This window comes from Promineifilum sp. (SeqCode) (assembly GCF_041918635.1).
Taxonomy (GTDB): domain Bacteria; phylum Chloroflexota; class Anaerolineae; order Promineifilales; family Promineifilaceae; genus Promineifilum.
Window position 1 is genome coordinate 1 of sequence record NZ_JAYRVJ010000181.1, and the last position, 20,598, is coordinate 20,598.

The window sequence follows — 20,598 nt, forward strand, 5'->3', positions numbered from 1 at the left end:
GCAACATCGGGGGCGCGGTCGCCCACTTGCAGCGGCTCGCCCAGCAGCGTCAACTGCCGGCCGCGGTGGGTCAGCACGCCCGTACGCTCGACGAGACCTAAGCTATTGGTATCCATGTAGGCGCTCGTTCGCAACTCAGGCAATCGGCTCGCCGGTATAAGGCTCGATATCGGATGCCTCAGGCCCCTTGGCGGTCGTCTCCACGTCGTAGAGCACCCACTCGCCTTCCTGATACTCCTCGACCTCGGTGACCGCGGCCGACTTGTGAAAGAAGATCTCCTCGCCCGCGCCGCGCACGATGAAGCCGTAGCCCTTCTTGGCGTTGTACCACTTGACACGGCCGATGTACTTGCCGGTCTGCGGGTCGATCTGGATCGTCTCCGGGCCGATGATCTCCGGCGCGCGCTCGTATTCTCGCTCACGTTCCCGTTCGCGCTCGCGCTCGCGCGGCGGCTGGGCGGATGGCGCCGGCTGTGACGGATAGGATTCCCGCGCCGGCCGGGCGGCTGGCATCTCGGCCAATTGGCCTATATAGGCCGGATCGATCGGCAGTCCGGCCTGGCTCAGCTTGCGCTGCATCTCAACGGTAAAGACGAAGCGCTCGCCCTGTGCATTTTCTTCCCAACGATCTCGAAAGTTCATCTTGGTTTTCTCTCCACGCGGTAGTCTACACCACTATTTGGTGGTCTTACTGTTTTTGCTACGCTTCTTCTCAGGCTCAGAAGCGGTTGGCTTCTTTTCGCTGGCCCCATTCATCACTGGCAGCACCACGCCGCTAACCCGGCTCTTGGCGGCCAGCGTCAGCGCGGGCTGAGGCCGGACGCTGCGCCCACCGATGGTCGTGTCGCTCAGACCGATCTTCTTGGTCACGCCGCCGCTAGTCGTCACGATCAGGTTCACGCCCCGGGTCAGCACGGCCGCGGCGACAACTTCCGTCGCCCCCTTTGGCAGGCGCAGGTTGATGACCCCTTGGCCGTAGCGGTTCTGCAGGGGGTAATCCTCTAGCGGCGTCGCCTTGGCCAGGCCGTTTTCGGTGATACTCCATAGGAAGCCGCCCGGCGTGACCACGTCCATGCCGACGATGCCATCCTCTTCACTGTCGAGCTTGATACCCATCACGCCCGCCGCGGGCAGCCCCATCGGCCGCACCGAGTCCTCGCTGAAGCGAATGGCCTGGCCGCTCGACGTGACCAGCAGGATTTCCTGCTCGCCGCTGGTCACCCGCGCCCAGCCGAGCGCGTCATCCTCAGCCACGTTCATGACGGCGAACGGCTCAGTCGTCACGCCCGGCAAGTCTTCCAACCGGACGCGCTTGACCACGCCGGCCAGCGTCGTCAGGAACAGATAGCCCTCGCGCGGGCCATCGCTCGGCAGCACCAGCGCCGCGGCCAGATGCCCCTCGCGCCGTAGCGCCGTGAACTCGGAGTAGAGCGTGCCGCGGCCCATCTCCTCCGCCTCCGGCACGCGATGGACGGGCAGCCCCACCGCCCGGCCGGCGGCGGTGATCAGGTAGAGCGTGTCGCGCGTGCTGGCTTTCAGCAGAGCCGCCGGCTGCTCCACCGGCTTGCGGGCGATGCTGGGCAGCGTGGCGGTGGAGGTGCGGCCGATGGTGCCCTTCTCGCCCACCATGATCCACACCTGCTCATCGGGCAGCAGGCCGGCGCTGGTCAGCACCCCGCCCTCCACCGTCTGGACGATCTGCGTGCGTCGTTTGTCGCCGAACCGCTCGTTGATCTCCAGCAGTTCGGTCCTGATCTGCCGCCGCATCAGGTCGGGGTGGGCCAGGAGCTTTTCCAGCTCCTTGATCAGCGCCAACTTCTCCTTGTACTCGTCCTGAACCTTTTTGCGCTCCAGGGCGGCCAGCCGGCGCAGTTGCATATCCAAAATGGCCTGCGCCTGCGCCTCGCTCAGCTTGAACTGCTCCATCAGGTTGGTCTTGGCGGTGTCAGCCGTGCGCGAGCGGCGGATGAGAGCGATGACCTCATCCAGATGGTCGAGCGCCTTCAGCAGCCCTTCCAGAATGTGGGCCCGCTGGCGCGCCTTCTCCAGATCGTAAGCGCTGCGGCGACGTATCACCTCCAGACGGTGCTCCAGGTAGACCCGCAACGCCTGTTTCAGCGTCAGGATGCGCGGCTCGTTATTGACCAGGGCCAGCAGGGAGATGCTGAACGTCGATTGCAGCGGCGTCAGGCGGAACAGGTCGGCTAGTACCTTCTCGGCCTCGACGGTGCGCGTCGTCTCGATGACAATGCGCAGTCCGCGCCGGTCCGACTCGTCGCGCAGATCGGTCAGCCCTTCCAGCTTGCCGTCGCGGTGGAGGTCGGCGATACGGCCGAGCAGGTTCGTCTTGTTAACCTGGTACGGCAGTTCGGTGATGACGATGCGCGACTTGTTGCGCTCCATCTGCTCGATGTGGGCGCGGGCGCGCACGACGATCCGGCCGCGGCCGGTGGCGTAGGCGCTGGAGATGACGTCGGTATCGTCCTCATCGCCGCGCTGGCGGGCGATCAGGCCGCCGGTGGGGAAGTCCGGCCCCGGCACGAAACGCATCAGATCGGCGACGGAGATGTCATCGAGATGCTGCCAGTTGTCGAGCATGTAGACCAGCGCGCCGATGATCTCGGACAGGTTGTGGGGCGGGATGCTGGTCGCCATGCCCACGGCGATACCCGACGAGCCGTTCACGAGCAGATTGGGGATGGTGGCGGGCAGGACGGTTGGCTCCTTGAGGGAGTCATCGAAGTTCGACTCGAAGTCGATGGTGTTCTTCTCGATGTCCAGCAAGAGGTCATAGCCCAAGGGGGCCATGCGCGCCTCGGTGTAGCGCATGGCCGCCGCCGCGTCGCCGTCGATGGAGCCAAAGTTGCCCTGGCCGTCCACGAGCATATAGCGCATGGAAAAGTCCTGGGCCATACGCACCATCGCCTCATAGACCGGCTGGTCGCCGTGGGGATGGTACTTGCCCAGTACCTCGCCGACCACGCGGGCCGACTTGCGATAGGGCGTGTCGGGGCGCAGTCCCATGTCATACATGGCGTAGAGGATACGGCGCTGGACGGGCTTGAGGCCATCCCGCGCATCAGGGAGCGCGCGGGCGACGATGACGCTCATCGCGTAGCTCAGATACGAGTCGCGCATCTCCTGATCGATGTTTACTTGTTTGATCAGTCCAACTTCCATGGTGGCACAGCGTATAGGCCGCAGGCGGCCTACTGAATATATGTTCTAAATTTGCCTTACTATATGAGTTTCGCGCGGCGGTGTCAAATGCGGATTTACCAGAGTTCCGGCTCCTCGACCCAGATGGCTCCATCCTCGATCCTGACGCGATAGGTCGGGATAGGCTCGGTGGCCGGCAGCCGGGTGACCCGGCCGGTGCGCACGTCGAAGCAAGCGCCATGGCGCGGGCATTCGATCTGGTGATCGTGCAACTCGCCGTCCGCCAGCGGCCCGCCATCGTGGGTGCAGAGATCGGCGATGCAGTAGAACTCCCCGCCAACGTTCAAGACGATGACCGTGTCCTCCTCAAACTCGTGGTGGAGGCGCGCGCCGGGCGGCACGTCCTCGACGCGGCCGACCTGAACAAACCTACTCATGGGAAGCGCGCAGCGTGCCGGGGTCGGGGATACCATAAGCGCCCGCCTTCAGAACCTTGAGCGAGAGGAGGGCGCACTTGACCCGCGCCATGCTCAGCGGCACGCCGACCAGTTCGAGCAGCGCCTCGCTGGTGTAGGCGCGTATCTCTTCCAGGGTCTTGCCCTTGATCTCCTCAGTCAGCAGCGACGCGGACGCCTGGCTGATGGCGCAACCATCGCCCCGCCACGCTACCTCGGCCACCCGCCCCTGCTCATCCAGGCGCACGTCGATACGGATCACGTCGCCACAGAGCGGGTTGTCCTCTTCGTAGCTGAAGTCGGGCTGCTCCAACGCGCCGTAATTGAGGGGGTTTTCGTAGAGATCGATGATCTGTTCGCGGTAGATACTTGCGTCCATTGCCCTACTCCCGTTTCACGCGCCGCCTGGGAAGTTACCTTTCTAGTCTAAACACATCGCGGGCCCGATGCAAGCTGGCCACAAGTTTATCGATCTCGGCCGGCAGCGTGTGAACGTAAAAACTGGCCCGCGCCGAGGCGGTGATGCCCAACTTGTGGTGTAGCGGCATGGCGCAGTGGTGGCCGGCGCGGATGGCAATGCCGTCCTTGTCCAGAATCTCGGCGATGTCGTGGGGGTGGATACCCTGCAAAGTGAAGGATGCCACGCCGCCATGGCGCACTCCGCGCGGCCCCAGCAGGGTCAGCCCGGGAATCTCGCTGAGCGATTCCAGGGCGTAGGCCGTGATCGACTGCTCGTGGGCCTGAACGGCTTCCATCTCCAGCCCGGTCAGGTAGTCGACGGCCGCGCCCAGCCCGATGGCCTCGGCGATGCGCGGCGTGCCCGCCTCGAACTTCCAGGGCAGTTCGTTGGGGATGAAGCCCTCGAAGGTGACGCGCCGGATCATGTCGCCGCCGCCCAGAAAGGGGGGCATCGCCTCCAGCAGTTCGCGCTTGCCGTAGAGGACGCCGATCCCCGTCGGGCCGCACATCTTGTGCGACGAGAAGGCCAGGAAGTCACAGTCGATCGCCTGAACGTCGGTCGGCATGTGGGGCGTCAGTTGGGCGGCGTCGACCATCGCCAGCGCGCCGACAGCGTGGGCCGCGTCGACCAACTCGCGGACGGGATTGATGGTGCCGAAGACGTTGGAGACGGCCGTAAAGGAGAATAGCTTGGTGCGCTTGGTCAGGAACTCGCCCAGACGCTCCAGGGCGAGCGTGCCGTCCTCGTGGAAAGGCAAGAAGCGCAATGTCGCCCCCCGCTCGGCGGCGAGAATCTGCCAGGGTACGATGTTGGCGTGGTGTTCCATCTCCGTCAACAGGATTTCGTCGCCCGGCCCGACGTTGGCCCGCCCCCAACTGTGAGCAACCAGGTTAAAGCCCTCGGTCGCGTTGCCGACGAAAATGATCTGCTCCGGCGCGGGCGCGTGGATGAACTCGGCGACCTTGACGCGCGCCATCTCATACGCCGTCGTCGCCATCTCGCTCAGCTTGTGGACGCCGCGATGGACGTTGGCATGGTAGCGCTGATAGTAGTCGTCCATCGCCTGAATGACGGTCGTTGGTTTCTGGGACGAGGCGGCGCTATCCAGATAGATCAGGGGCACGCCGGGGTAGACCTCGGTCGCCAGTATCGGGAAATCGGCCCGCACCTTCTCAACGTCGTACACAGTTTCTTCCAGTGGTCAGTGGTTAGTAGGTCAGTGATCAGTGGTCGGCAATGACCGGCCACTGATCACTCTTCTTAGCTCTTCGCCTTGGACGGATTCTCGATCGGCACGCCGACCATATTGCCCCACTCCGTCCAGGAACCATCATAGTTGCGCACGTTAGGATAGCCCAAAAGGTAAGTCAGCACAAACCAGGTATGGGAGCTACGCTCGCCGATGCGGCAGTAGGCCACCACGTTCTGGTCGGACGACAGACCCTTCTCGCCCTCATAAATGGCCCGCAGGTCTTCCACCGACTTGAACGTACCATCCTCGGCTACCGCGCGGCTCCAGGGCACGCTGACCGCGCCCTTGATGTGCCCGCCGCGCAGCGCCCCCTCCTGCGGGGAGCCGGGCATATGCAGCAATTCGCCGCTGAACTCCTGCGGGCTGCGCACGTCCACGAGCGGCTGGTTGGCGTTCACGTGGGCCAACACCTGGTCGCGGAAGGCGCGAATCTTGTAGTCGGCGCGCGCCTGCGGCTTGTAGGTCGTCGTCGGGAAGCTCGGCTTGTCCTTGGTCAACTCGCGCCCCTCGGCGATCCACTTCTGCCGGCCGCCGTTCATGATGCGCGCATCCTTGTGGCCGAACAGCTTGAAGACCCAGAACGCGTAGGTCGCCCACCAGTTGTTCTTGTCGCCGTAGAAAACAACCGTGGTGTCATTGGCGATGCCCTGGCGCGACAGCAGCGCGGCAAACTGCTCCTCATTCAGGTAGTCGCGGCGGATGGCGTCGTTGAGGTCGGCCACCCAGTCAATGTGGACAGCGTTGGGGATGTGGCCGGTACTGTAGAGCAGCACGTCCTCGTTCGACTCGACCAGGCGCACCTTGTCCGTCCGGTGCAAGTTGTCGGCGACCCATTGGGTGCTGACCAGAACGTCTTCCTGCGCATACTTTGAATCAGCCATTTCGATTCTCCTGTTGTGCAAAGCGTGTGTCGATAGACTGTGCCACCGGCGAACCATTCGCGGCGACTCCGGCGGCAATACAAACGCCGACTACTGCTCCTCGCCCCAAGGCGAAGCATCGGGCTGGCAGTAGTCGGCGCTAGAAACCGGGGTTCGTGGAGCGGCGAGCGTTAGCCCACCTTCTGCAGGATTCGGTCGAAGATTCGCACGCGCACACCCTCAAAGGGGATGCGCTGCATCACGGGGTCAAAGAAGCCCTGGATAACCATGCGAATCGCCTCCGGTCGGGGGATGCCCCGGCTCATGAGGTAGAAGACCTCTTCCTCATCCAGCTTGCCGACTGTTGAGGCATGGGTACATCGCACGTCGTCCGCCTGAATCTCCAGGCCGGGGATCGAGTCCGCGCGGGCTGTCTTGTCGAGCATGAGGTTGCGGTTGGCCTGGAAACCATCAATGCGCTGCGAATCAGGGAGCGCCTTAATCATGCCTTGCCAGACCGTGCGCGCGTGATCTTTCAGCGCGCCCTTGTAGAGCAGGTCGCTGGTGGTATCGGCGGCGTTGTGGTTCTGCTCCGTGTCCAGGTCGATGTGCTGCCGCCCATTGGCGAAGAAGATACCCGACATGCGCGCCCACGCGCCGGGCGCGTCGAGCTCGGACGTCTGGAACGCCTTGGTCAACCGCGTGCCCATGACGCTGGTGATCCAGTCCAGTTTGCCGTCGCGGCCCACCCGGCCGCGCTCATGGTTGAACTGCCACACGTTCGAGCCGAAGTCCTGCAACGAGGCATAGTGCAGGCTGGCCCCATCGCCCACAATGAGTTCGATGGCTCCATTGTGCAGCGCCTGGCCCTCGCCCGCCGGGGAGGCGTACTCGTCGATGAACGTGGCCTCCGAGTTCGTGTCGAGGACAACCAGGGTGTGGGTGAAGGTGCGCCCGCTGGTCGCCCAGAGCGCGCTGTGCAGCGGCGCGTCGGCCGTGACGTTGCGGGGCACGTACAGGAACACGCCGCCCCGCCAGAACGCCCCGTGGAGCGCGGCAAATTTGCCGTCCGTGGGGCGCACGGCCTGGGTCATGAAATAGCGGCGCACCAGTTCGCCATGCTCGCGCACGGCGGTGTGCATGTCACAGAAAATGACGCCCTGAGCCTTCAGTTCGTCGCTGAGGGCGTACTCCTTGACCACACCGTTGGCCTCCACCAGCACACCGCCGGCGGCGTCATCGGTCAACTGCGCGCCCAGATAGTCGGGGATGGTCGCGCCGTTCGCCCCCGCGCCATTGAGCGACGGGCCGAAGGCGTCGAGCTTGAAGCGGCGGATGTCGGTGCGCCGCCACGCCTCGTCCTGTGTGGTGGGGACGGGCAACGCGGCATAGACATCCCAGGACTGGAGCCGGAACGCCAGCATCCATTCCGGTTCGTTGAACAACGCCGACAGTTGCATCACGGCGTCACGGCTAAAGGGAAGCAACTCAGCCAATGCTGCCCTCCATCTGCAATTGAATCAGGCGATTCATCTCGATCGCGTACTCCATCGGCAGTTCCTTGACCAGCGGCTCGATGAAGCCGTTGACGATCATGGCATTGGCCTCGTCCTCAGGAATGCCGCGGCTCATCAGATAGAAGACCTGCTCCTCGCCGACCTTGCTGACCGAAGCCTCATGGCCGATGGTAACGTCCTGCTCGTTGATTTCGATGTAGGGGTAGGTGTCGGAGCGGCTGCGCTCGTCGAGCAGCAGCGCGTCACAGACGACGTTGGACTTGCAATCGAACGCGCCCTCGGCCACCTTCAGCAGGCCGCGATAGGAGGCGCGTCCACCGCCCTTGCTGATCGACTTGGAGATGATCCGGCTGCTGGTGCGCGGGGCCATATGAACCACCTTGCCGCCCGCGTCCTGGTGCTGCCCCTTACCGGCGAAGGCGATGGACAGGATCTCGCCGTGCGCGCCCTGGCCCATCAGGTAGACAGCCGGGTACTTCATCGTTACCTTGGAGCCAAGGTTGCCATCCACCCACTCCATCGTCGCGTTCTCGTGGGCCACCGCCCGCTTGGTGACGAGGTTGTAGACGTTGTTCGACCAGTTCTGAATGGTCGTGTACCGGCAACGGCCGCCCTTCTTGACGATGATCTCGACCACCGCCGCGTGCAGCGAGTCGGACGAGTAAATCGGCGCGGTGCAGCCCTCCACGTAGTGGACGTAGGCGCCCTCGTCGATGATGATGAGCGTGCGCTCGAACTGGCCGACGTTCTTGGCGTTGATGCGGAAGTACGCCTGCAAGGGCATCTCCACGTGGACGCCCGGCGGAACGTAGATGAAGCTGCCGCCCGACCAGACGGCCGTGTTGAGCGCCGCAAACTTGTTGTCATTGTGGGGGATGATCGTAGCGAAGTACTCCTTCACCAGGTCGGGGTACTTTGCCAGACCGTCATCCATGCCCAGGAAGATGACGCCCTTCTCCTCCAGCTCGCGCTTGATGTTGTGGTAGACAACCTCAGACTCGTACTGCGCGGCCACGCCGGAAAGGAACTTCTGCTCCGCCTCCGGGATGCCAAGCTTGTTGAAGGTGTCCTTGATGTAGCTCGGCACGTCTTCCCAGTCGTCTTCCTGGCGCGCGGACGGCTTGATATAGTAGTAGATATTATTGAAATCGATCTCGGATAAGTCCGCGCCCCACGTGGGCAGCGGACGATCCAAGAAGTGCTGGTACGCTTTCAGGCGGATGTCGAGCATCCACTCCGGCTCACCCTTCATGGCCGACATGGCCCGGATGACGTTCTCGTCCAGCCCTCTCTCGGCCTTGAAAACGTAGTCCTCCACGTCGGAGAAGCCGTACTTAGTGGCATAGTCGTCGTTAACGCCCGCCAGCATCTCGCTCTCGCTCAGATCGCGTTCGAGGATTTGTTCAGCCATTTAGGCCACCTCCGCCGCCACACCATACTTCTCGCGCAGCCAGTCGTAGCCGCTCTCTTCCAATTGGAGGGCGAGTTCCGGGCCGCCGCTCTCGACGATACGGCCGTCGAGCATGATGTGAACATGATCGGGCTGGATGTAGTTGAGGATGCGCTGGTAGTGGGTGATGACCAGAACGCCCATGTTGTTCATCTCGTGCAGCCGGCTGGCCCCTTCGGCCACGATGCGCAGCGCGTCGATGTCCAGACCGGAGTCGGTCTCGTCCATGATGGCGATCTTCGGCTCCAGCATCGCCATTTGCAGGATTTCGGCCCGCTTCTTCTCGCCGCCGGAGAAACCTTCGTTCAGGTAGCGGCCAGCGAACTTCTGGTCAATGCCCAGCACGTCCATCTTCTGGCGCAGCAAGCGACGGAATTCGGGAATGGGCATGCCGGCATCTTCGGGATTGATGGCCTTGCGGCGCGAGTTGATCGCCTGGCGCAAGAACTTGGCGACCGTAACGCCAGGTACGGCCACGGGATACTGGAAGGCCAGGAACAGGCCGGCGCGCGAACGCTCGTCCGCTTCCAACTCCAATAGATCTTGCCCATCAAAGGTCACCTGGCCGGCGCTTGGCTCATAGGACGGGTGGCCGGCCAGCGAGTAGGCCAGCGTGCTCTTGCCAGAGCCGTTGGGGCCCATCAGGGCGTGAATCTCGCCCTGCTTTACGTGCAGATCAATCCCCTTCAGAATCCGGTTCTCCCCAATATTGACATGGAGATTGCTGATTTCCAACGCAACAGTCATCGCTTGATACGCTCCTCAATGCGGCCGCCACTAAATCTCATGGAGCAGCGGCCTTGCTCTTTTCAGACAGAAGTTGACGTGCGGATTATAGCACGGGGAGCATGGAGCGTCAATAAATATGATAATGTTGATAAAAATACCCTAAATTGACACTGTCTAAGCCAATTGCTATAATCTCGAAGGCGGGAGTTGAATGCCGGAAGAAGGCACTGGAGAGCAAGTAACTGTGAACACTGTTGCAATCAAGAAAAAGCGGACGACCCGCGACATCATTTTCCATAGCATTAAGGCTTCGCCCCAATCGACGGTCGAGGAGTTGGCCGAGGTCGCCGATGTGTCGCCGGTCACGGTTCGCCACCACCTCAACGCGCTCCTGGCCGAAGGCGTCATCGAGACGGCCACGGTTCGACGCAAAGTCGGCCGGCCTTATTACGTCTACTCACTGAACGAGCGGGGCCAGGAGCTGTTCCCAAAGCGGTACGTGCGCCTGACCAGTCGCCTGCTGGACGAGATGAAAGACCGGCTGCCGGAAGCGGTCATCAACGACATCTTCGATGGCGTAGTGGAAACAGTGCTCGAGGAGCACCGCGGCGAGTTCGAGCATCTGCCATTAGACGCTCGCCTGGACTATTTGGTGGCGTTGCTGGCCGAGGAAGGCTTCCTTTCAGCGTGGGAGATGACGGCAGACGGCTATCGCCTGGTTGAATACAGTTGCCCCTATTTATCCATCGGCAGCACCCACGCCGAGGTCTGCACATTCGATCGGAAGCTGATGCAGAGCGTTCTGCAGTTGCCTGTGCAGCAAAACAGCTGCATGCTGCAGGGTGCAAGCTGTTGCCAGTTTATCGTTGAGAGCGCCATCGCCGACGAACCTTCATACCAAAAGGACAACTACCTGGAGAGGATTGGATGATCGCAAGTAAGGAAGAGGAACTAATCGAATCGCTGCGCTCGGTCATCGACCCCGAGATCGGGATGAACATCGTCGAGTTGGGCCTGGTGCGCAACCTGGATGTAGACGAGCCGGCCGACCGGGCCAAGATCACCATGATCCTCACCACGCCGTTCTGCCCCTATGGCCCGCAACTCATCGAGCAGGTGCGGCTGGTGGGTAATCAGGTCATGCTCGGCGGCGTGCAGGTCGAGATCGGCACGGAGCTGTGGGACCCCTCGATGATGGAGGAAGGCGCGGGGGGCGACTGGGGACTTTTTTAAGAAGATCCCACGCAAAGACGCAAAGAACGCAAAGCCCAGAAATCTAAGCTTTGCGTTCTTTGCGTCTTTGCGTGAGATCTTCTTTAGGAAATCTGCGGATCATTCTTCCGCTACATCAACAGAGCGCGCATTGGTTAGCTTAATCAGGTCGGCAACGGCCAGGCGCAGTTGCAGGCCGCGTTTGCCGGCGCTGATACAGACGTGGCTCTGCACCTGGGCCGACTGATCGATCAGCACGGCAAACCCCTTGTTCAGCAGGGCGACGGCCGAGATGCCGCCGACCTGTAAGCCGGTCAACTCCTCCGCCTCGCGGTGCGTCGCCATCTTCAGCTTCTTCGCGCCGGTCGCCGCGGCCAGCTTCTTCAGGTCTAGCTGCCGGTGGGCGGGCAGCATCACCAGCATCGGTTTTTTGCTCGACTCCGGCGGCAAGACGACCAGCGTCTTGAACACCTGCTCCGGCGGCAGGTCAAGCATGATGGCGATCTCCTCGGCGTCGCGCATATCATCCGGGTAGGTCAGCGCCTCATAGGGGATGCGCTTGCCCTCCAGGGCGCGCATGGCCTGCGTCTTTTCCATTGTCCTTACTTCCCCAATTCCTGCTATTGGATGTATCCCAGGCCCCGCAGTGCGTCCATGAGCGGCTCAGGATTAGCCATCACCAGCGCCCCCGATAGCCAGCGCGTCTCGTTACCCAGGAAGACGTACCCCTTGCCGGCATGCCGCCCCTCGATCGGGATGAGCAGCCGGTCGAGGTTGCGCATGCGCACCGGGGTGTTGAAGCGGATGCTGCCCGGGTAGAAGACTTCCATGACGACGGCCGTCTCCTGATACTCCTGCATCGTCACGTCTGATAGGCCCAACGGGACCAGGTCGGCATTGGTGAAGTCAGCCAGAACAACGTCGAGCGCGGCGGCCAATTCGCTGAAGCCGGGATCGCCCGGCCGGTATTCGACGTTCTGCCCCCGGTCGCGGACGAGGATGCGCGACGGTTCATAATCCGGCTGGACGGGCGAGAACCACAGCCAGTTGCCGGAGTTGAGCGCCCCGACCAGATAAGCGATCAGCAAGAACGCGCCAATCAGGATCAGGAATGGCTGCAACACACTGCTGGCATGGCGTGTATCGTGCGATTGTTGTTTTCGGGCCATCGTTTGCCTGGTCGAACCGTCATTTCGCCCCGTCCTGGACTCCGGTTGGGGCGCTTCGTTTGGTGAATCGGTCACACCTTTCTACAATTCAATGGCGTGGTCAACCCATATGGAGCCACCCAATCATTGTGACACACCCCATTATACATACCATTCACGGTGAGGAGGCATGATGAGCGTTTCTACCCCAAACTGGGTCAAGGATGCCATCTTTTACCAGATCTTTCCCGACCGCTTCGCGCGCGACGAATACGACCAAAGCGCCGGTCCGGCCGGCATGAGCGTCCACTTTCAGCCTTGGAACAGCCCACCCACTCCGCACGGCTTCCAGGGCGGTAACCTGGCCGGCATTGAGCAGCGCCTCGACTATCTGAGCGCGCTGGGCATTAACGCCATCTACCTGAACCCCATCTTCGCTTCGGCGGCCAACCACCGCTACATCGCCCATGACTTCTTTGAGGTCGATCCGCTGCTCGGCGGCAACGCGGCGTTCGACCGCTTTCTGACGGCCGCCCACAACAACAACATCCGCGTCATCCTCGACGGCGTGTTCAACCATTGCAGCCGCGGCTTCTTCCAGTTTCATCACATCCTGGAGGGCGGCCCCCATTCACCCTATCTCGACTGGTTCCACATTCTCGGCTGGCCGCTGAACCCCTACTCGGCCGAGGGGCCGCTCAACTATGAAGCGTGGTGGGACATCGGCTCGCTGCCCAAGTTCAACACGAACACGCCAGCCGTGCGTGAGTTCTTGTGGAGCGTCGGCACGTACTGGCTGGAGAAGGGCATCGATGGCTGGCGGCTGGACGTGCCCGACGAGATCAACGACGATGAGTTCTGGCGCGAGTTCCGCCGCCGCTGCAAGGCGGTCAATCCCGACGCCTACATCGTCGCCGAGTTGTGGAAACCGGCGCAGCGCTGGCTCCAGGGCGATCAGTTCGACGCACAGATGAACTACCTGTTCACCCGCGCCGTGTTGGGCTACGCTATCGGCCGGAAACTCGACCAGAGCCGCACCACCCCGATGGGCTACGGCCGTATCAAGGTGCGCGACGGCAAGAGCTTCGCCGACGAACTCAACACGCTCTTCAACAAGATGTACCATCCGGAGATCGTCTTCGCCCAACTCAACATGCTGGGCAGCCACGACACACCGCGCATTATGACGCTGGCTAACGAGGACACGGCGACGGTGAAGCTGGCCTACCTGTGCCAGATGACCGTGCCCGGCGCGCCCAATATTTACTATGGCGATGAGATCGGTCTTTGCGGCGGCCGCGACCCGGAGTGCCGGGTGACGTTTCCGTGGGACGAGGAGAACAGTTGGAACTTGTCGCTACGCGAAGAAGTACAGAGACTCGTCGCCCTGCGCCACCGCCTGGCGGCGCTACGGCGTGGCACGTTCGAGATCATCCACGCCGACAAGGCGTTGGCCGTCTATGCGCGCCACTATGGCGATGAGCGCGTCGTGGTAGCGCTCAACGGCACCAACAAGGACGCGGCATTCACCGTCCCGTCCAGCGTCAAGCCCGACCTGGGCGAGGAGCCAGTTGGCCTGGCGGCCGGGGAGCGGTTACGCGCCGGCGACAAGGTGATTATCCCTGCCAGGAGCGGCCGGGTGTGGTCGTCCGAGGTGGCCTAAGAAAGAAATCATCCGCAGATTTCGCGGATTACGCAGATTCCAAGACGGAAATCTGCGTAATCTGCGAAATCTGCGGATATGATCTTCTTTCTGACGTAACTCCTATATGGTGCGGCGGCGGGGCGGGTTATAATCAACAGCATGGGCTTAGTGCGCGAAGCGGCGGGTAAGACGATGACAACAGAGCTATACGTGGGCGAGATGGCGTTTGCGGCGCTGGCCGATGAGTGGGACGCGCTGGCCGCGCGGGGCATGACCGACACCCCCTTTCAGACGCTCGCTTACCAGCGGGCGTGGTGGACGCATCTGCACCCGGCGGATGGCGTGCTGCTGACCGTGGCCGTTCGAGATGAGGGCGGCGCGCTAGCCGGCATTGGCTGCTTCTTCAACGTCGCCGGCACGCTTCACTTCAACGGCTGCGTGGAGGAGTCGGACTATCTGGACTTGATCGCCCCGGCTAAGGGTGCGACCGACGTCTGGAACGCGGTGCTGGACTGCTTGGAAGCAGTAGACACACCACTTTGGCGGTGTCTGGAGTTGTGTAATATCCCGGAGGCGTCCCCCACCCGCACCATTCTCCCCGCCCTGGCGCGCCAGCGTCATTACTCCTTTGAAGAAGACCCCGTCGAAGTTTGCCCCATCATTTCCCTGCCCGATACGTTCGATGCCTATCTCGATAGCCTGGACAGCAAGCAGCGGCGCGAACTCAGCCGCAAGCTGCGGCGCGCGGAGGCGGCCGACGTGGTGACAACCGCTGTCGGCCCGACCGACGATATCGACGCCGAGGTCGCCAGCTTCCTGGAGCTGCTGCAGAAGAGCACGTTGGAGAAACGGGACTGGCTGAACGAAGGGCGGCGGGCCGTCTTCCACGAGGTGGCCCGGGCAGCCCAGGCAGCGGGCACGCTGCAACTGCTCTTCACGGCCGTCGAGGGGCGGCGGGCGGCGGCGCTGTTTAACTTTGACTACCGCGATCGCATCTGGGTCTATAACTCCGGGCTAGACCCGACAGCCTTCGCGGCTCTCAGCCCCGGCGTGGTGCTGACGGCGACGGCTATCGAGCGCGCCATCGAGGCAGGCCGGTCGGAATTCGACTTCCTGCGCGGCGACGAGGTGTACAAGTACCGTTTCGGCGCGGTGGACACACGCATCTACCGCCAACGTCTGGAAAGGCCGGCCTGATCCGAAATGGAATCGATGACAGCATTACCCCCTACGATCCGCTTCGCCGCTGGCCTGCGCGTTGCCATGCTCAGCGTCCACACCTGTCCTCTGGCGATGCTCGGCGGCAAGAAGACCGGCGGCATGAACGTCTACGTCCGCGACCTGAGCCGCGAATTGGGGCGGATGGGCCTGCACGTCGACGTGTTCACGCGCTCGCAGGATGACTGCGTCCCGATGGTCAACCATGATCTGGGCGAGCGCGCCCGCGTCATCCACATTCCGGCCGGGCCGCAGGCGCCCATCCCGGTGGCCGAGGTCGGCCGCTATCTGGATGAATTCGCCGCCGGTGTGGCGGCTTTTGCCGAGGCCGAAGGGCTGCGCTATGACCTCATCCACAGTCACTACTGGCTCTCCGGCCTGGTAGCCGAGAAGCTGAAGGCGCTCTGGGGCGGCACGCCGATCGCGCACATGTTCCACACGCTCGGCCACATGAAGAACCGCATCAGCCAGGACCCGGCCGACCGCGCCCCACAGGAGCGCCTGGACGGCGAGCGCCACGTCATCGACGCGGTAGATCAGGTGATCGCCGCCACGCCCGCCGAGTTGGCCCAACTGAACTGGCTCTACGGCGCGGACATGAGCAAGATCGTCATCATCCCGCCCGGCGTCGATCTGGAGCGCTTCCACCCCATCGAGCGGGCCGAGGCCAAGCGGCGCGTCGGCATCCCCTGCGGCGACAAGAACGTGATGTTTGCCGGGCGTATCGAGCCGCTGAAGGGCATCGACACGCTCATCAAAGCCATGGCGCTCATCAAGCAGCGCTATCCGGCGGTCATGGAGAACACCTGCGTGGCGATCATCGGCGGCGACCCGTGGAGCGACAGCCCGGACGCGGAGATGGCCCGCCTACAGGCGTTGCGGCAGGAGTTGGACTGCCACGACATCGTTATGTTTCTGGGCGCGAAGGATCAGGAAGTGCTGCCCAATTACTACGCGGCGGCCGAGATGGTCGTCATGCCCTCCCACTACGAGAGCTTTGGCATGGTCGCGCTGGAAGCGATGGCGATGGGCCGGCCGGTGATCGCCTCAGAAGTGGGCGGGCTGGCCTATCTGGTGCAGGATGGTCTGAATGGCTATCACGTGCCGACGCGCAATCCGGAGGCGCTAGCCGAGCGCATCTATGAGTTGCTGACCAACGTCAATTGCCGCGAAGAGATGGGCCGCGCCGCCCGGCGTTATGCCGAACGCTTTGACTGGGCCGTCATCGCCGAGCGTATCGTCCTCGTCTACGGCCGCCTCCTGGGCCTCAATCCGGAAAACGACAACAAGCTTGCGGCGTTGTCGCTATTTGAGTCTCCCGCCTGACACCCCTATTTGTACAGATTGAACAGCTGAATCCACGCGGCTTGTGACATTTTTCACAAATCAGGATGATTGTCATGTCAATCGCATGACAAGTGTCACTATTCCAGAGCGCAGGCTGGATATATCGTCCGATTATAGGAGGTGGCTTTGATGTCGCTTCACGTACTTCTGCTCCTGATCGCTGTTGCCTGCGCGATCCTGGCCGTCCGCTCCAGACCCCTCACGGCCGCGCTTTGGCTCGCCCTGCTCAGCGCCGTGGTGGCCATCCTCTTCTACCGCCTCGGCGCGCGCGAACTCGCCGTCATCGAACTCAGTGTCGGCGCGGGCTTGCTAACCGTGCTCCTTGCCTTTGCCATCAGCATGGCTGAGGACGAGACGATGCCCAGGGCGCTGCTCCCCCGACCGGTCGCCTGGCTGCTCATCGGCCTGGCCGTCGGCGCGCTGCTGTGGCTCATCCTGCCGCAAGCTCCACTAGTGCGCCAGGTCGCGGCGGCCGAGGTTCCTTTTATCGTCGAGGTCTGGGACAACCGGCTGCTCGATACCATCGTCCAACTCGCCATCGTGGTCTCCGGTGTCATGGGCGTGCTGAGCCTGCTGGGCGAGACGAGGCGGATTGCCCCGGAATCCGCGCGCATGGTTCCCCTGCCCGTCCCATCCCCCGGCCAGATAGACAATGAGGTGAAGCCATGAGCGCGCTGCAATGGTCGCTGGCCGGGGTTGTTTTGCTGCTGGGCGTAGGCCTTTACGGACTGCTCGCCAGCCGCCACCTCATCAAGGTCATTATCGCCCTGCAAATCATGATCAAGTCGGCGCTGCTGGCGCTGATCGTCGCTGGAGACGCCGTCGGGCGGCTCAACCTGGCGCAGAGCATCGCCCTGACCGTCATCGTCGTTGATACCATCGCCGCCGTCCTGGCGCTGGCCCTGGTGGTGCAGATCAAGCGTTCCACGGGCACGCTGGACTCGGCCGAACTGGCCCGGCTCAATCAGTAGACCCCTACAGGTTAATGACATGGCGCCTCTTATCCTCCTCACAATCGGCGCGCCCTGGATTGGCGCGGCGCTGGTGTGGCTGGTCGGCGACCGGCGACCCAGATTGCAGCACCTCCTGGCCTCTGTCGCCGGTCTGACCGCCGCGACCGCCGCACTCTCCCTACTGCGCCCAGCCCTCTGGCAGACCACAGCCGACGTGGCCCTGCGCCTGCCGTTCGGGCCGTTCATCGGCGACCTGACCCTGGTGGCCGACAGTCTGGCCGTCTATCTGGCCGTCATCGCCACCGTCGTGGGCAGCCTGACCATCATATTCTCGATCGGCTATATGGCCGGGGCGGCGCAGTTGGGCCGCTACTACGCGCTGGTGCTGATCTTCATCGGCGCGATGGGCGGCCTGGTGTTCAGCGGCAACCTGCTCTTCCTGTTCCTGTTCTGGGAAGCCACTGCGTTTTGCTCCTACGCGCTCATCTCCTTCCATAACGACGATCCCAAGGCGGTCGCCGCCGGCATTAAGGCGCTGATCATTACCCAGTTGGGCGGCGTGGGGCTGCTCATCGGCATCATCGTCGCCGCGGCTTACCTGCCTGACATGCAGGTCAGCACCCTCCTGGCCGCGGCCGGCGACGTACCGGCCGGCGTGCTGAGCGTCGTCGCCTTCGGTTTCCTGCTGGCGGCCATGGCCAAGTCGGCCCAGGCTCCCCTCCACATCTGGTTGCCCGACGCCATGGAAGCCCCCACGCCGGTCAGCGCCCTCATCCATGCCGCGACGATGGTTAACGCTGGCGTCTACCTGCTGGCCCGCTTCTACCCAGCCTTTGCCGGCGTGGCCGGCTGGACGGCCGCCGTGACCGTCATCGGCGTCGTCTCGGCCCTGCTGGCGGCGCTGCTGGCGACGACCTGCAATGACCTGAAGCGGGTGCTGGCCTACTCCACCGTCAGCCAGCTTGGCTATATGGTGGCCGGGGTGGGGCTGGGGGCGATCTTCGAGAGCCAGTTCTACCTGTTCAGCCACGCCCTGTTCAAGGCGCTGCTCTTCCTCGGCGCGGGAGCCATTATCCACACGGTGGGCACGCGCGACATGCGCCGGATGGGCGGACTGGGGCGGCGCATGCCCCAGGTAGCCGTGCCCTTCCTGATCGGCGCGGCGGCGCTGGTGGGTTTGCCCTTCTTCAACGGCTTTTGGAGCAAGGAACTGCTGCTGGAAACGGCGTTGGAGCATGGCCCGCTAGTCGTCTACGCCCTCCTGGCGTTGGGCGCGGGCATCACTGCTTTCTACGCCACGCGCATGTGCTGGCTCGTTTTCTTCGCGCCCCCGGTGCCGGCCCCGTCGCCCGCGGCGCACGAAGCGCACCACGGCCACGTGTCGCCCTTCATGACCATCCCGCTGGCGCTGTTGGCGCTGGGCGTGCTGGCGGCCTGGCTGCTGGCCGAGCCGTTCGCGCGCTGGATGCAGGGCACGCTGCCCTTCCACGCCGAGCACGTCCTGCCGGAGCGCGCCGTCGAGAGTCTGATCTCGGTTCAGACCGTGTTCAGCCCCTCCACCCTGGTCGTGCTCAGCCTCACGGCCCTGGGCATCATCGCCTGGTGGTGGACGGCCCGCTCCAAACGAGAGGCGCGTGGTTCGTGGTGGTCGCGGGCCATGGAGGGCATTGATGAGGTTTTCAACGGCGCGGCCCAGGCCGTCGTCGGGGTAACGCGCGGCTCAGCCACCCTCCTGCAAAAGACGCAGACCGGCCAGCTCACCTGGAACGTCGTCGGCATTATTGTGGGACTGTTGGCGTTGCTGGTCATTCTACTGGGGGTTCGGTGACATGGCCCTTCCACCCTTTGTCTGGCTTATTTTGTGGCTCATCCTGTCCGCGCCGTTCATCTACATCATCGGCCGCGTGGACATCCTTACCGGCGGCCGGCGCAACCTGGCCCGCTGGCTGAGCCTGCTGTGCATTGCCGTGGCCTGGTTCGGCTTCGGCCGGGCGCTCGACGCCTTCTACACTACCGGGACGCCCGAACTCGTCTCCCGCGCGACCTGGACGCTGGGCGCGGTGACCATGCGCTTCGACGGCCTGAGCCTGTTGCTGGCCGCGCTGGTGCTGACACTGATCACGGTCGTCCTGCTTTACTCCGGCCCCTACATCGGCCGGAGCGAGGGCGGCGAGAAGCACTACGCCCTGCTCGTGCTGCTCTGCGGCGCGATCATTGGTCTGGGCAGCGCCGGCGACCTGTTCAACTTGTGGCTATGGTTCGAGGCGATGGCGATCACGTCCTATCCGCTGGTCGTCTTCTACATCCACGACCGCCTCTCGCTGGAAGCGGGCATCAAGTACCTCGTCCAGAGTTCGACCGGCTCCGTCTTCATCCTGTTGGGCATCGCCCTGGTGCTGCTCTCGACCGGGACGCTGGACGTGCTGGAAGTAGCGCAGGTTATCAGCCAGCCCGGCACAACCAACCTGTGGCTACTGGCCGGGGTACTGTTCGTCATCGGCTTCGGCGTCAAGATCGCCCTCGTGCCCCTGCACACCTGGCTGCCCGACGCCCACGCTCAGGCCCCCAGCGGCATCAGCGCCATCCTGTCGGCCGTCGTCATCGAGGCGGGCCTGATCGCGCTGTTACGCGCCCTGTCGGCGCTGGCCGGCGCGGCGGTGAGTTGGGGCGCACTGCTGATCGGCTTCGGCGCGCTGAACATGCTGCTCGGCAACCTGGTCGCCCTGCGGCAGCGGCAGGTCAAGCGGCTGCTGGCCTTCTCCAGCATCAGTCACGTCGGCTACATGATCCTAGGCCTTGGCGTGGCGCTCTACGTGGGAACCGCCGCGGGCGCGCAGGCCGGCTTCTTCCACCTGCTGAGCCACGGCCTGATGAAGGGGCTGGCCTTTCTGGCGGTCGGCGCGCTCATGTTCGGCCTACAACACCGTTTGGGCGAGCCTTCCGAGCCGGCTATCGCCCCTGTTTCCCGGCTCCCCCGCGCCCCTGCTCTCGAGCAAGAGTCCGGTCATAGCCTAACCGTGGACGACCTGAACGGCGCGGCCCGGCGCTACCCGCTCATCGCATTCGTGCTCAGCCTGGCCGTGCTCGGTCTGGGCGGGCTGCCGCCGTTGGTGGGCTTTATGTCCAAGTGGCAAATTCTTGTCGCCGGGGCGCAGACGCGCGACGTGGTGATCCTGGTCGTGCTGGTCGTGGC

The 20,598-nt window shown here is 63.4% G+C and carries 20 protein-coding genes; 9 read left to right on the forward strand and 11 right to left on the reverse strand.

Features of this window, described 5'->3' with window-relative positions; translation table 11 throughout:
* Positions 1–135: 135 nt before the first annotated feature.
* From ACE3UY_RS06120 to sufC, 9 genes are all read right to left on the reverse strand, one after another.
* Positions 136–642 carry a cold shock domain-containing protein gene (locus tag ACE3UY_RS06120; RefSeq protein WP_374686664.1) on the reverse strand — a complete coding sequence of 169 codons (507 nt, stop codon included), beginning with the start codon at positions 640–642 and terminating at the stop codon, positions 136–138.
* Positions 643–675: 33 nt separating this feature from the next.
* Complete coding sequence (gene gyrA / locus ACE3UY_RS06125; RefSeq protein ID WP_374686665.1) at positions 676–3,180, reverse strand: DNA gyrase subunit A; 2,505 nt, start codon at positions 3,178–3,180, stop codon at positions 676–678.
* Between the two features lie 95 nt (positions 3,181–3,275).
* Positions 3,276–3,596: a non-heme iron oxygenase ferredoxin subunit gene (locus ACE3UY_RS06130; RefSeq protein WP_374686666.1), complete on the reverse strand. Its 321-nt coding sequence runs from the start codon at positions 3,594–3,596 to the stop codon at positions 3,276–3,278.
* Positions 3,589–3,993, reverse strand: coding sequence for an iron-sulfur cluster assembly scaffold protein (locus ACE3UY_RS06135; protein ID WP_374686667.1), 405 nt, complete (start codon positions 3,991–3,993; stop codon positions 3,589–3,591). The genes ACE3UY_RS06130 and ACE3UY_RS06135 overlap by 8 nt, the downstream gene beginning before the upstream one ends.
* Before the next feature lie 34 nt (positions 3,994–4,027).
* Entirely contained in the window at positions 4,028–5,260 is a 1,233-nt protein-coding gene (locus ACE3UY_RS06140) for a cysteine desulfurase (protein WP_374686668.1), read from the reverse strand.
* A 74-nt stretch (positions 5,261–5,334) separates the two neighbouring features.
* Positions 5,335–6,207, reverse strand: coding sequence for a sulfurtransferase (locus ACE3UY_RS06145; protein ID WP_374686669.1), 873 nt, complete (start codon positions 6,205–6,207; stop codon positions 5,335–5,337).
* A 170-nt stretch (positions 6,208–6,377) separates the two neighbouring features.
* Positions 6,378–7,682, reverse strand: coding sequence for a Fe-S cluster assembly protein SufD (gene sufD / locus ACE3UY_RS06150; protein WP_374686670.1), 1,305 nt, complete (start codon positions 7,680–7,682; stop codon positions 6,378–6,380).
* Positions 7,675–9,114, reverse strand: a complete 1,440-nt coding sequence (gene sufB, locus ACE3UY_RS06155) for a Fe-S cluster assembly protein SufB (RefSeq protein WP_374686671.1) — start codon at positions 9,112–9,114, stop codon at positions 7,675–7,677. Before sufB ends, sufD begins: the two co-directional genes overlap by 8 nt.
* On the reverse strand, positions 9,115–9,900 hold the full coding sequence (gene sufC, locus ACE3UY_RS06160) for a Fe-S cluster assembly ATPase SufC (RefSeq protein ID WP_374686672.1): 786 nt from the start codon (positions 9,898–9,900) through the stop codon (positions 9,115–9,117).
* A 226-nt stretch (positions 9,901–10,126) separates the two neighbouring features.
* On the opposite strand from sufC, the gene ACE3UY_RS06165 reads away from it, so the two are divergent.
* Both ACE3UY_RS06165 and ACE3UY_RS06170 read left to right on the forward strand, forming a co-directional pair.
* On the forward strand, positions 10,127–10,813 hold the full coding sequence (locus tag ACE3UY_RS06165) for a helix-turn-helix transcriptional regulator (protein ID WP_374686673.1): 687 nt from the start codon (positions 10,127–10,129) through the stop codon (positions 10,811–10,813).
* Complete coding sequence (locus ACE3UY_RS06170) at positions 10,810–11,115, forward strand: metal-sulfur cluster assembly factor (protein ID WP_374686674.1); 306 nt, start codon at positions 10,810–10,812, stop codon at positions 11,113–11,115. The genes ACE3UY_RS06165 and ACE3UY_RS06170 overlap by 4 nt, the downstream gene beginning before the upstream one ends.
* A 99-nt stretch (positions 11,116–11,214) precedes the next feature.
* Here ACE3UY_RS06170 and ACE3UY_RS06175 read toward each other — a convergent pair whose 3' ends face one another.
* Both ACE3UY_RS06175 and ACE3UY_RS06180 read right to left on the reverse strand, forming a co-directional pair.
* Complete coding sequence (locus ACE3UY_RS06175) at positions 11,215–11,691, reverse strand: aminoacyl-tRNA deacylase (RefSeq protein WP_374686675.1); 477 nt, start codon at positions 11,689–11,691, stop codon at positions 11,215–11,217.
* A gap of 23 nt (positions 11,692–11,714) precedes the next feature.
* A complete protein-coding gene (locus ACE3UY_RS06180) occupies positions 11,715–12,263 on the reverse strand; it encodes a hypothetical protein (protein WP_374686676.1) in 549 nt (182 codons plus the stop codon).
* Positions 12,264–12,432: 169 nt separating this feature from the next.
* Between ACE3UY_RS06180 and ACE3UY_RS06185 the strand changes: the two genes are divergently transcribed.
* From ACE3UY_RS06185 to ACE3UY_RS06215, 7 genes are all read left to right on the forward strand, one after another.
* Positions 12,433–13,905 carry a glycoside hydrolase family 13 protein gene (locus tag ACE3UY_RS06185; protein WP_374686677.1) on the forward strand — a complete coding sequence of 491 codons (1,473 nt, stop codon included), beginning with the start codon at positions 12,433–12,435 and terminating at the stop codon, positions 13,903–13,905.
* Between the two features lie 174 nt (positions 13,906–14,079).
* Complete coding sequence (locus tag ACE3UY_RS06190; protein WP_374686678.1) at positions 14,080–15,084, forward strand: GNAT family N-acetyltransferase; 1,005 nt, start codon at positions 14,080–14,082, stop codon at positions 15,082–15,084.
* Positions 15,085–15,099: 15 nt separating this feature from the next.
* The gene (locus ACE3UY_RS06195; protein ID WP_374686679.1) at positions 15,100–16,431 is read left to right on the forward strand and encodes a glycosyltransferase; all 1,332 of its coding nucleotides are present in this window, start codon (positions 15,100–15,102) and stop codon (positions 16,429–16,431) included.
* Between the two features lie 150 nt (positions 16,432–16,581).
* Positions 16,582–17,121, forward strand: coding sequence for an NADH-quinone oxidoreductase subunit J (locus ACE3UY_RS06200; RefSeq protein WP_374686680.1), 540 nt, complete (start codon positions 16,582–16,584; stop codon positions 17,119–17,121).
* A complete protein-coding gene (locus ACE3UY_RS06205) occupies positions 17,118–17,423 on the forward strand; it encodes an NADH-quinone oxidoreductase subunit K (RefSeq protein WP_374686681.1) in 306 nt (101 codons plus the stop codon). Before ACE3UY_RS06200 ends, ACE3UY_RS06205 begins: the two co-directional genes overlap by 4 nt.
* A 19-nt stretch (positions 17,424–17,442) precedes the next feature.
* Entirely contained in the window at positions 17,443–19,233 is a 1,791-nt protein-coding gene (locus ACE3UY_RS06210; RefSeq protein WP_374686682.1) for an NADH-quinone oxidoreductase subunit L, read from the forward strand.
* A 1-nt stretch (position 19,234) separates the two neighbouring features.
* The coding region (locus ACE3UY_RS06215) for a complex I subunit 5 family protein (protein ID WP_374686683.1) at positions 19,235–20,598 on the forward strand (1,364 nt) is incomplete at its 3' end.